We start from the raw sequence: 12,064 nt of genomic DNA on the forward strand, positions 1-12,064 counted from the left end.
AGCAAAAAAAGTTCCTATTGAAAAAATGAGTACGAAAAATAAAGGATGAAAATAAACGATATTTATAAAAGATGCATTCATTTCAGGTGTGCATACTTCAAGATATAAAAGAAAAAAAGCAATGCAAATGAATGAAAAAATAAAGGACCATAAATTTATATTATGCTTCATAGGTTGCTCCTTTGTTATTGGAATATTTCTATTAAATTTTAATGGAAAATATAAGAAAAAGATAGTGTTTATAAATTAGAATGAATTTTTGAACAAAATAATCCTTTTAATAGAAAGTGAGGAATAATAATGGGACTAGGAAACCGTGGAATGGCTTTTGAAATGCTTATCAATCTAGCAAACGAAATGTATCAAAGAGGTGGAGTAGCGCTTATAAACAAGCGTCCGACTCCTGTGAAGGTGGCCGTGTACTAAATAGATTCTATGAAGCTAAAAGTACAGTAGACTATGACGGCGTGTATAAGGGACGAGCTGTAGCTTTTGAAGCAAAGTCTACAGAGAATGCAGGGAGATTTGATTTAAAGAATATTGCGCAGCACCAATTAGATTACCTGGAGAAAGCAGAGGAGATGGGAGCAATTTGTTTCTTCCTTATTGAGTTCAGTAAGGACAAGTCAGTATTCGTGGTGCCACTATCAGTCATTCAATCTTATGTAAGGATGTCTCATCAACCAAAGGGCAAGAAGTCTATACCAAGAGCAGACTTTGACATTTATGGGTACCTAGTAGAACAGACAGAACGGACGCCAGTTGATTATTTGCAATACGTAGATGAAGCAGTAGCTCCAGTTATTTTTGATGGCATGATTCAGTTTGATTAGGACCATAAAAAGGTAACGAATAACATTAAAGCGGGAAAAGAGAAGATGGTCAGTAAGACACGTAAGTTATTAAAGGTATAATGGAGGTAGTCGGAACCATGCAGAGTAGATGGGTGGGGGCTAATTTACTAAGCATGTTTCCCTTATTCAATAAAGAGATAGTAAAATTTCACGTACCTGATGTGAATGTAAAAACCAAAATTCGAAATAGGTGGATTCCTTCATGGAAAGACAATTAACTTTATTACCGGCTATCGATGATAAGAAAGTACAAAAGGAAGTAGTAAGTGTATTAAAGGAATACAGAGCACTTAAGATGCGATTCAGTAATGATGTAGAGCAGGAAGGAATTAGTTTATATTTTAAGTGGCATGAGAGGGATATTTTTAAAGCGAAATAGTATAATATTAAACTTTAAGGGTGGGAAGAGCATAAGAGAGACGAATTGGGTTATCCAGTAAAGGAGAATGCTACATGTATAACTGTAATCAATGTGGGACAGAAATAATTATGCAATTACAAGATAGATATAGAGAATACTGTCCAAAATGTGAAGAACTTAAACCAAATAGCTTGGTATACTATAATTTATACGAATTACTAGATTATATGGAAGCTAATAATTACATGAATAAGGAAAATATGCTACATAATTTTCAAAAATGGGAGTTTGATTTAACGAAAGGAAATATATTTAAGTTATATTTAGACGTAAATAGATATGATCAGGTTGATGATGAGGACTTTACAAAACAATTAGAGGCTTATATGAAGGGAATTCGATCAAAATTAAATGTTAATTATGAAGATGATTACATCTGGATTAAGATTAATTAGATGAGATTCTACATATAATGAGTTTTTCTGATATATAAAATTTTGTTTATATTTTAGTTTTGCAACAAAATAATATAAAAGTATAAAATGAGGAGGGTGTATTAATTTTCTTAATGTATCATACTACGTAGCTGAAAAGGTTATATAATGGTTATGATATAATAAAATTCAAGTATACTAAGATAGAATAAGAGGAAATGGGTAGTAATAAAAAATCATAAGCAAACTTTATTATTTTTTCTATGGAATATGAAAATAACAGGTTAATAAAGGATGTATTATTGGTGTAAAAAAGAAAACTTAATAAAATCATTATTTAAATAAAATAAGCCCCGATTGTCTGCGGGGCTCCTAAGGGTAATCGTCAAGTAATGACGTACTCGACTAATTAATGGTATCATGAATTTTTTGGTAAAAATATTGGTAAATGCGTCCAAAAGAATGAGGGTATAATTTGGAACAAAAACGCTATTTTAATTCTAAATAAAAGAACAGTCAGCAAAAGCTAACTGCCCCATTTGGGAGGAAAATCAACTGTTACAGATTGGCGTATTCAAAGTATGAGCAGAAATTGGGGATTTATTCAGACAAAACTAAAAAGAGCACTTTCAAGTAGTACTCTCAGTAAGTTGGGATCTCAGAGAGTAGTGTGGCACACATGATTATGTATGTGAGTTATTCATTGAGGTGCAAATACCTAATAAAAACTATATTTGACACAACAAAGCAGCTAGTTCAATTAACTAATTACTTATTGTACAAAAGAAATTAGGCCCTACATGTAATGATGTGTAACTTTAAGTTACAGTTGTAGTGTAAATAATATTGGACAAGTTATACGGAAGTGAACTTGTTGAACTATCCCCACTTTCGCTTCGTTTAGAAGTGGGAGTAGTTCAAGTAGTTGCGCAGGTATAGATAAGAAAAGCATCCAAAACGGGTGATTTTTCTTTGTTGTATAGAAATTACACATTAAACCAGTGAACATTCTAATAAGACAATCATATGATGAATCGTGGGACGAGTTATCATATGAGGTGAGACTTGGAGCGCCATACTTATTTGTTGAAGGGTACCTAATGACAGGTACTCTTTTTATATTTAACCATTTAATAAGGACAAGCATATATTGAAGTATAGGATAGTTCCCCCTATCATATATTTGAGCACCTGCAATCGTAAGGTGCTATTTTTTTTGTCCAATATGGACATTTGGATTAAATGATTATATAAATGAATAGAATCTGATTAATTCATATTTTAATCCAAGGGGTACAAATTCGATGCGACGTGAAAAGGATTTGTTGAAACAATGGAAGGCGGATTTGCAAGCTGTTCAAGAAGAGAAAAGGTTGAAGAAGAAGGCAAAGAAAAAGGCAAAGAATAAGAATAAGAGATATAGCATTCCTGGTAATACAGCTGACTTTATGAGTGGAAAAAATACTTATCGTAAAGAGAATGGGGTATGGAAGCAAAGAAATAAATGACGTGAGGGTAAATAAGTGAATTAAACCAATAGTAATTATCGTAGGCGCTGCCTTGATCTTGGTGGCGTCTTGTTTGTTGTTAAGGAAAGATAACAAAACAAACGAATTCAATCGATGAAGGTACAAGCATCAGTCAATTAACTAATACTTGTACCAATTTCATAAGGACATATAGGATTTGAAGTGAAATGGAGAAGAATCTATTTTGAAAACAGGTATTCCGTATTCGTTTTTACGAAATAATTGGTATTTGGAAAATGAAATTGGAAGCATAAAAGCCGCGATGGTAGGAGCACCTTGGGTGACATCTGCTGGGCACTTCGACTAGATTTTGCGGAGGCGGCAGCAAATATATTAACTGGAGAAGGACACGAGAATAATGTTTACGAACTTTTCGGTAAGTTAATGATGCAAGGGGAACTAGTATCTGTTCTTAGAGATGTATTTGGGAAAGAAATACCTGTACAGCGAGCCGATGATGATACTTATTCCAACACCAACATGATGATGAGAGCAGTGGTTCCAGAAGCTTACATTCCTATGTAAGTAAACATACAAAAGGGTATTCGAGAAGGTGGATTAGAAGTAGAGAGCAATGATTTAGAAAAATTACTTGGTCGCCCTACTATACCAATAAAAGAGGCTTTGAACCAAATTGTTAGTCAGAGCTCCCAAACATGAAATTAAGTTTAATCAAAAAACGACCTATTCCGTTAGTTCAAGAACTTTTAAAAGTATTTATGTAAGTTTATTAATTAGCAATCATTATTATATATTAATATAAAAAAATAACAGAGTTATTTTTCTTAAAATTAAGAAAAAAAGGGCGTATCGAAAGCGATGAGCGAAGTAAAAGGAAGAGGCAAGAAGAATTGTACGGTCATGATGGTTGGATAATATACGATGGTGAATGGGTTGAAGTGGACAAGCAATAAAAGAACAGCTAGCAAAAGTTAACTGCTCCGTTTTAAAGGGGAAATCAATTGTTACAGACTGGCGTATTCAAAGTATGAACAGTATTCGGGGAGTTATTCAAAAAAACGAATAAGAGCACTTTTAATTAGTGCTCTTATTAAGTGGGTCCCTGAGAGAGAGAGGTGTAGCACTCATAATAATATATGTGAGTCATTCATTGGGGTGCAAATATCTCACACCAACTTTATTTGGCACAACAAAGCAGTCAGCTTAATTTGCTAACCATTTTGTTGCACAAAAGAAATTAGGCCCTACAAATACGGATATGTAACTTGAAGTTACAGTTATAGTATAATACGTGGTTGAAAATGTTATACACAAATGAAAAGGAATGTAATGAACATTTCTTTTCAAACAAGAGAGCAGCTAGCAAAAGCTAACTGCTCATCCAAGGAAAAAGATTACCATGTGTATACATTATATACGTAATATTGAGTTTTATTCGGTCAAGTCAAAGGAAAGAACTGTATGTTATATCTCTTCGGACAAGCCTCTTATAGTAACAGTTACTGATGTTATGTGTAAGAACTATACGTGTATCTTCAAAATAATGATTATTTATCCAAATGTGAACGACTCGCCACTTAGCAAAGCTTGAAGTGGGAGCTTCTCAGTTCCGCGACGAAAGTAACCTTTCGTCTCCCTGAGCGTTACTTTGGGGTGTTCTACCCCTAGATGTCCAACGCATGGTCGCTCTTTTAGTACGGTTGATATTTTACGCAGGAACCGAATGGCTTGGTTTTCGAACGCTATTTTCTTCCTGCAACCTTCTATATCAAGTTATCAAAGAACTTCATATGGCTAATTTATCAAAAGTGTTTGGCTGTGCCAAACCGAAATTCATCTCCCACCTATCGTTGGGCTACGCCCTTCACACGCCTCTGGAAGGAGAATTCTTTTCGGGGAATACGTTAAATTTATATTGGGATTTTAAAATATTCAACAAAAATATTCTTCCTTACGATTTTTAAAATCTCTCCTGATTTTTTCAGTTTTTTAATGTATAGCAACTTGAATAATTTTCTATTTTCCCTCCTGATAATTCTATAATATGAATCCACAAACTTCGAATCATTAAGTATTCTTTTACTAATATGTATAAAGAGCATACTGGAATAAGCAATATTATGAGGTTAATTCCCCCAATCATTTAGATGTATAGAAGCATATAAAATAAGACAAGAGTTTTAGAAATAGTGAGGGATATGAAAAATGATATTGAAGAAGTGTGTGGAATGTAATGGATAAAAATAAAATTTATGACTTTTTTCCTATTGTTGCTAAACAGAATTCTCAATTTAGAAATACGAACCAGAGTATAAACCCTATATATTTTGGACAGCCCGATAAATACTTAATTTCGATCATAATTAATGTATCATGGGGAAATCAATACGTTTTAGAATTATTGGAGATTATGAAAAATTACAACTGCAAATTCACGTTTTTTTTAGAAGGGCTTTGGATTCATAAATATCCTCATTTAGCTCGAAAGATAAGGGATGAGGGACATGAGATTGGAAGTCATGCTTATTCACATCTTGATATGAGAGGATTAACGGATGATTATATTAAATGGGAATTAAAAAGTACAAATGAAATCCTTTTTAAAGAACTTAAAGTTACACCTAAGTTCTTTACTCCTCCATATGCCGCATGTAATGAAAGAATAGTAGAGATAGCTTCTCAAGAAGGTATGACAACAATTATTAGTTCATTAGATACTCTAGATTGGAATACAAATCATGCAGATGAAATTATAGATAAAGTAAATTCTAACGTGAAAAATGGATCCATTATTCTGATCCATCCAACTGAAGTAACGGTTAAGGCATTACCGAATATATTAAAATTGATTTTAAATCGTAATTTTAATATATGTACGGTAAGTAAGCTGCTTTCATTATAGCTATAGTTTTGCGGTATTCTCCATTGTTTTTTTCCTTATTGTAAGCGAGGAGGTTATTTAAAACTTTAATTTTTAAATAACAAGGATAGGAGGATTAAAAAATGAAAACAGAACAGGTAGAGATTTATGTAGATGGGAAAATGGTGTTAACAACTTATTATATTCAAGATGGTTATGTTATGGTTCCAGTTTTGTTTTTAAAACACGCAGGCATTTTAGTTGATTATAATAGTAAAAACCATTCTATTGTTTTGAAAAAGGATAAATTTTTGCTCACATTATTTAAGAACCAGTGTAAAAGTGATGTCTTTATAGAAGGAAGCAAAACTGTTTTACATGATTCTCTTTTGACTGCACCTATTGAAATAAATGATACAATATATATTCCATTTTTTTATGTTGTTCAAAGACTTGAGTTAGTTGTTTGGTCCAATATGGAAATTCCTCGAATATACTTGATCACGAATTCCTTACCTAAATGGAATTCGAATGTTTATTATAGAGGAGCCGCAGCTGGGAATAAGATAGCTTTAACATTTGACGATGGTCCTGATGATTATTACACTCCTAAAATTTTAGATCTTCTAGAAAACAAAAAAGTTCCAGCTACTTTTTTTGTTGTGGGGCAACAAATTCAGTGGTGTCCGAGTGTGTTAAAGCGTATTGTGAACGAAGGACATACGTTAGGAAACCATAGTTGGAGCCATCCTAAATTCACGAATTTAACCACTTCGCAAATAAATGAAGAAATATCTCGTACAGAAAATGAAATTACTATATTAACTGGAGAAAGAAAAACAACATTGTTTCGTCCACCATATGGTGATTTTACTAATGCAGATCTAAATTTTATCAGTGAATTAGGTTACAAATTAATCATGTGGTCAGTTGACACGTTAGATTGGACAGGATTGTCTGCTGAAGAAATCATTGCGATTGTGAGACAGGACTTATCACCAGGAGCCATAGTATTACAGCATTCTCTTAAAATGTCCCCTGGAATCTTGGATGGGACAGTCAAGGCGTTGCCAATTTTAATAGATGAATTAATCGCAAAAGGATACGAATTTGTAACAATAGATCGTTTGTTGGAGAGGAATTAACAATATGTAAACTACTCGCCACTTAGCAAAGCATGAAGTGGGAGCTTCTCAGTTCCACGACGAAAGTAATCTTTCGTCTCCCTGAGCGTTACTTTGGGGTGTTCCAACCCTAGATGTCCAACGCATGGAGGCTCTTTTGGTACGGTTGATATTTTACGCAGGAACCGAATGGCTTGGTTTTCGCATGCTATTTTCTTCCTGCAACCTTCTATATCAAGTTATCAAAGAACTTCATATAGCTAGTTTATTAAAAGTTTCTGGCTATGCCAAACCGAAATTCATCTCCCACCTATCGTTGGGCTACGCCCTTCACATGCCTCTGGAAGGAGAATTTTTTCGGGGAATACGTTAAAATATCACATTTTTGAGGTGGGAAAATATGCGAATTTTATTTTTAGAGAGCCATCCAATGTGGATTCATGGTTTACCAAACGGGTTTCGTGATGCTGGACATAAAGTAAAGATTTCAGGCCCTTTAGATAAACATACTATTTACAAGCTTATAGATGATTTTGTACCAGATTTAGTTATAACAATGGGATGGGGACCAGAAAATTCATCTAAGTTCAAACAACAATTGATTTTTGAATGTACGAAAAAATTTAATATTCCACATGTTTACTGGGCAACGGAAGATCCAACTTCTACAGAGATTTTTACATTACCTTATATACAGAGAACACGTCCAGATTTTGTATTTACAATTTGCTCGGATATGGTAGAAGTTTACAAAGAGAAGGGGATTCCTGCCGAACACTTAGACTTCGGCTATCATCCAATTGTCCATCACCCAATGGATAGAGATCCGAGATATTATGCTCCAGTTGCACTTGTTGCAAACGGATATCCTAAAAAATTGAGTTATCTTCCAGAGCATTTTCGCCATCAATCATTAAACACATTAATCAAACCTTTGTTAGAAAATAATATTAGAATAGATTTTTATGGTAGGTACTGGGATGAAATGAAGGATATTTTAGGTGTCGATATTCCAAGGGAGTGGATTCATGGATATATTGATTACACAGATGCAAATAAAGTTTACAGCTCATCCGATATTATTATCGGGCTTCAAAATCTTCCTACGCAGCTTACGCAACGTACGTATGAAATACTTGGCTCTGGAGGCCTTCTCTTAACAAATGATATTCCTGAAATTCATCGTGTATTCAAAGCGGGAAAAGACCTTATAACATCGTCTTCACCTGAGGAAACTGTTAAAGTAGTTAATTATTTCCTTCAGCATGCTGAAATGAGAGAAAAGATTAGAAAAAATGGAAGAAAAGCAGTTGAAAAATATTCTTATGAGAAACGTGCAGAGTATATGATTGATATTTTAAAAGAGTACGGGATATTTAGAGGGAAAAGAAGTAATTATGTTTTTGGAAATGAAAAGAACAAGACATATAAACAGGGAGAGTTTGAGATTTATAATGTACGCAATGGCGATACATTAGTTAGCATAGCAAATGAACTAGGGATAACTGTCAGTTCAATGAAACAATTAAACAACCTTACTTCCGATCAAATTGATGCTGGAAGACCGTTGAAAATAAGAAAAATAAATGAAAATGAGCTTACAAATTATAATTATTATACCATTTGTCATGGAGAAACTTTAGGAAGTATTTCAAAAAGATTTGATATCTCAGTAGAAAAAATTAAGTTAGATAATGAACTGGATTCAGACTATATTCTTGCAGGTCAATTAATTAAAATTGATACAAGTGATTCTAAATTGAAGGTTTTTCCATCCGTACTGATTTCAAAAGGATTAAATACTAAAAAAATGATTTCATTAACTTACGATGCAGGTGCTGATGCAGATAAGACTGAAGAAATTTTAAATGTATTAAAAAAACATGATATCCAAACTACGATGTTTTTAACAGGTGCATGGGTAGAAAAATTTCCAAGTCTCGCTAAACGTATTGTGAAAGAAGGGCATGAAATTGCAAATCATTCATACAGTCATCCGGATTTGACGAAATTATCATCTAGGGACATTATGAAGGAATTTAAGAAAACAACTAGGTGTTTTGAAAAAATTATAGAGACGAAAGGAAGTCCGTTATTTCGGCCCCCCTTTGGAAATTGGAATAAAGAAATTCTAGAGATTGCTGGTAAACTCGGTTTTCCCTACACAATTCATTGGAATATAGATTCAATTGATTGGAAAGAACCCCCAGTTGAAACTATAGTTAATAGAGTACTGGGAAAGCTTAAAGGTGGGGATATTGTATTATTTCATTTAAATGGAAAACCAACAGCTGTTGCTACAGATATTATAATCTCCGAATTGAAAAAACAAGGATACCAAATAGTAAAAGTAAGTGAAATGCTCGTGTAGTCTTTTTTAGTACCTTAAAAATTAAGATGTATTGTAAGAAATTTGAAATAATTGTGTGGGTTAAGGAGTGAAATGAAATGCGTATTCTTTTCTTAGAGAGTAGCCATATATGGAAGAATAACTTACCGAGAGGATTTCAAGCAAATGGGCATGATGTTTTAATTTCGGGTCCGTTAACAAAAAATCTTTCGCAAATGTTGGAAGAATTTAATCCGGATTTGGTGATCTCAATTGGTTGGGGGCAAGAACAAACAAAAATAAAGCAAGATTTAATAAGAGAATGTATGAAGAAAACAACAATACCCCTTATATATTGGGCGGTGGAAGATCCTGCTTATACAGACATTTGGTCTATACCATTAGTTAAAAGAATGAAACCAGATTTTGTGTTTACAATATGTCCAAAAACAGTTAAAGTCTATCGGCAATTAGGAGTCCCAGCTGCTCATTTGGACTTTGGCTTTGAAGAAACAGCACACTACAAATCTCTTAAATCCCCAGAATACAATTGTTCAATTGCAGTTGTTGCAAATGCATATCCTCATATTTTAGAAAAATACCCTGATCATTTTAGAAGCCATGCCCTTATTGTCCTAATTCGACCGCTTTTGGAAAAAAATATTCGTATTGATTTTTGGGGGAATAAATGGGATGAAATGGATCGTTTTTTTGGCATAGATATACCAAAAGACTGGATTCATGGCCCTATGCACTATTTAGAGACATATAAGGTGTATAACTCTGCAGATATTATTATAGGGTTACAAAATTATCAAGAGCTAATTACCCAAAGAACGTATGAAATTTTAGGATCGGGTGGATTTCTTCTTACGCTAGATACTCCAGGTGTTAAGAAGATATTTAGGCCAGGGAAAGATTTAGTTACGGTTTCATCATCAAAAGAAACACTTGAAGCAATACACTATTTTTTGAATCATCCAAAAAAGAAAGCGAAAATTCAAGAACGGGGGCGAATAACAGTACAGGAGCATACTTATCAAGCTCGTGCTAAACAAATTATAGATACACTAATTGAGCATAATATATTAATAGAAAGAGAAAAAACAAGTAAGCAAATAGGGAAAATAATGTATGTTACTGATTTAGAAGAAGACTATGAAATGTATACAATTGAAAAAGGAGATACGTTACACGGGATTTCAAAGAAATTCGGAGTATCTATTGAATCTTTAAAAAAATTAAATCATTTAACATCTAATATAATAGTAGAAAATGAAAGATTAGCAATAAGAAAGAAGAAAATCGAATGAAATTTCTAAACTGCATATAAAGAACTTTAAGAATTCTTAAGATTTGACTTTTATAGATTTGATTTTTATAGATTTCACCCCAGACCATGGGCACTTTTAAAAAGCGTCTGTCTGGGGTTATATATTATATAAGCATTTCACTTCCTTTTACAAAGAACCTAATAAGATGGGATGGATGAGGAGCAAAGATTTGGTTTATCACCGTAACATGGGGTTGATATTTTGCAAATAAATCAATTTTAGTACACTCTATTCTAAGTGTCCACTCAGAATGGAGTGTACATCTATCCAAATATTACCCTGTCTATTGGTGATGAACTGAAAATTTACATATTTTCTTTAGCGTAGACTCCTTACAGTTGAATTTGTCTATATGACTTTTTCACTACAAGTATCCATAATAGTTGGAGAACCCTGTTTCAACTGCTCTGTATTTAAATAAAGAGGATGCATACCATATATATCGTCCATATTCAGGATACTTAAAGGATTCCAATCAGGTATGTCTAAGTTAGAGAAGAAAGGACAAATATCTAAAGAGGTTAAATGGCTGCAAATCCTACTAATTCGTCATGGAGAATCCGAAGATAATTTTTTAGAAGAGGGTTATAAAGGATCAACTGATTTACAATTAACAAAAAGGGGGTTGGAACAAGTTGAAAAAATGTCTAGTTATATATCAAAGAAACTCTCTCCAGAACTTATTTGGTCGAGTACTCTATTAAGAGCAACTCAATCTACTGAAATTTTGAATAATGCTGTTAACAGCCCTGTAGAGTATCTAATTGAGTTACGTGAAATGCAGAATGGGGAGAGTAAACTAGACTTTAGATTACGTGCTGAGAAAATCCTTGCAGCTGTTAGAGAAAGAAGTAAACAGTACAAACGAATTGCAATTGTTTCCCATGGAGGAGTGATTACAAAAATTATAGATAGCTTCCTTCAGTTACCGAAAGAACATGATGTGTGGTTCCATACTGACAACACAGGCATACATCTACTTGAATATCAGTCAAATTTCCGTATTATTAGGTTTAGTAACAATACCAATCATTTAAACATTTCTTGAGTTTGTTGTGCTGCACCTATATATAATTGTTTTGCTTGCTTATTATCAGTATCAAGAACAAATCCTTCTAGGCATGCTTGAGCAATCTTTAATCCAGCAATAGTTTGTTTAAGTTTAGTGATTACTGTCATGTAATATTCCTTCTTGTAAATGTACTTCAAAACATAGAATGCCTCTTTTATCATTTTAGCCAAGAAGACTCTTTCCTCAAAGAACGCGAAGTGAGTAGG

The 12,064-nt window shown here is 33.3% G+C and carries 8 protein-coding genes and 3 pseudogenes; 10 read left to right on the plus strand and 1 reads right to left on the minus strand.

The features are described 5' to 3' along the window. The first annotated feature begins 300 nt into the window (after positions 1–300). From COL05_RS28885 to COL05_RS28945, 10 genes and pseudogenes are all read left to right on the plus strand, one after another. Positions 301–914, plus strand: a pseudogene (locus COL05_RS28885) (Holliday junction resolvase RecU). 142 nt (positions 915–1,056) lie between these two features. Further along, positions 1,057–1,194 (plus strand): annotated as a pseudogene (locus tag COL05_RS28890) (ArpU family transcriptional regulator); the annotation flags it as partial. A 113-nt stretch (positions 1,195–1,307) separates the two neighbouring features. Further along, positions 1,308–1,670, plus strand: coding sequence for a hypothetical protein (locus COL05_RS28895; protein WP_098671094.1), 363 nt, complete (start codon positions 1,308–1,310; stop codon positions 1,668–1,670). A gap of 1,283 nt (positions 1,671–2,953) precedes the next feature. Then, positions 2,954–3,157, plus strand: coding sequence for a hypothetical protein (locus COL05_RS28905; RefSeq protein WP_098671096.1), 204 nt, complete (start codon positions 2,954–2,956; stop codon positions 3,155–3,157). Between the two features lie 193 nt (positions 3,158–3,350). Then, positions 3,351–3,838, plus strand: a pseudogene (locus tag COL05_RS32100) (Rossmann-fold NAD(P)-binding domain-containing protein); the annotation flags it as partial. A 1,534-nt stretch (positions 3,839–5,372) separates the two neighbouring features. Continuing rightward, positions 5,373–6,041: a polysaccharide deacetylase family protein gene (locus COL05_RS28920; protein WP_098671098.1), complete on the plus strand. Its 669-nt coding sequence runs from the start codon at positions 5,373–5,375 to the stop codon at positions 6,039–6,041. 101 nt (positions 6,042–6,142) lie between these two features. Continuing rightward, positions 6,143–7,144, plus strand: coding sequence for a polysaccharide deacetylase family protein (locus COL05_RS28925; RefSeq protein ID WP_098671099.1), 1,002 nt, complete (start codon positions 6,143–6,145; stop codon positions 7,142–7,144). 379 nt (positions 7,145–7,523) lie between these two features. Beyond that, complete coding sequence (locus tag COL05_RS32230) at positions 7,524–9,494, plus strand: DUF3880 domain-containing protein (RefSeq protein WP_098671101.1); 1,971 nt, start codon at positions 7,524–7,526, stop codon at positions 9,492–9,494. A 77-nt stretch (positions 9,495–9,571) separates the two neighbouring features. Further along, positions 9,572–10,765, plus strand: a complete 1,194-nt coding sequence (locus tag COL05_RS28940; protein ID WP_098671102.1) for a DUF3880 domain-containing protein — start codon at positions 9,572–9,574, stop codon at positions 10,763–10,765. A 502-nt stretch (positions 10,766–11,267) separates the two neighbouring features. Then, positions 11,268–11,834: a histidine phosphatase family protein gene (locus COL05_RS28945; protein ID WP_098671103.1), complete on the plus strand. Its 567-nt coding sequence runs from the start codon at positions 11,268–11,270 to the stop codon at positions 11,832–11,834. Here the strand turns inward: COL05_RS28945 and COL05_RS28950 are convergent. Further along, a complete protein-coding gene (locus tag COL05_RS28950) occupies positions 11,816–11,965 on the minus strand; it encodes a DUF1657 domain-containing protein (protein ID WP_098671104.1) in 150 nt (49 codons plus the stop codon). The genes COL05_RS28945 and COL05_RS28950 overlap by 19 nt on opposite strands. Positions 11,966–12,064: the final 99 nt, after the last annotated feature.

This window comes from Bacillus sp. AFS059628 (assembly GCF_002571225.1).
Lineage (GTDB): Bacteria > Bacillota > Bacilli > Bacillales > Bacillaceae_G > Bacillus_A.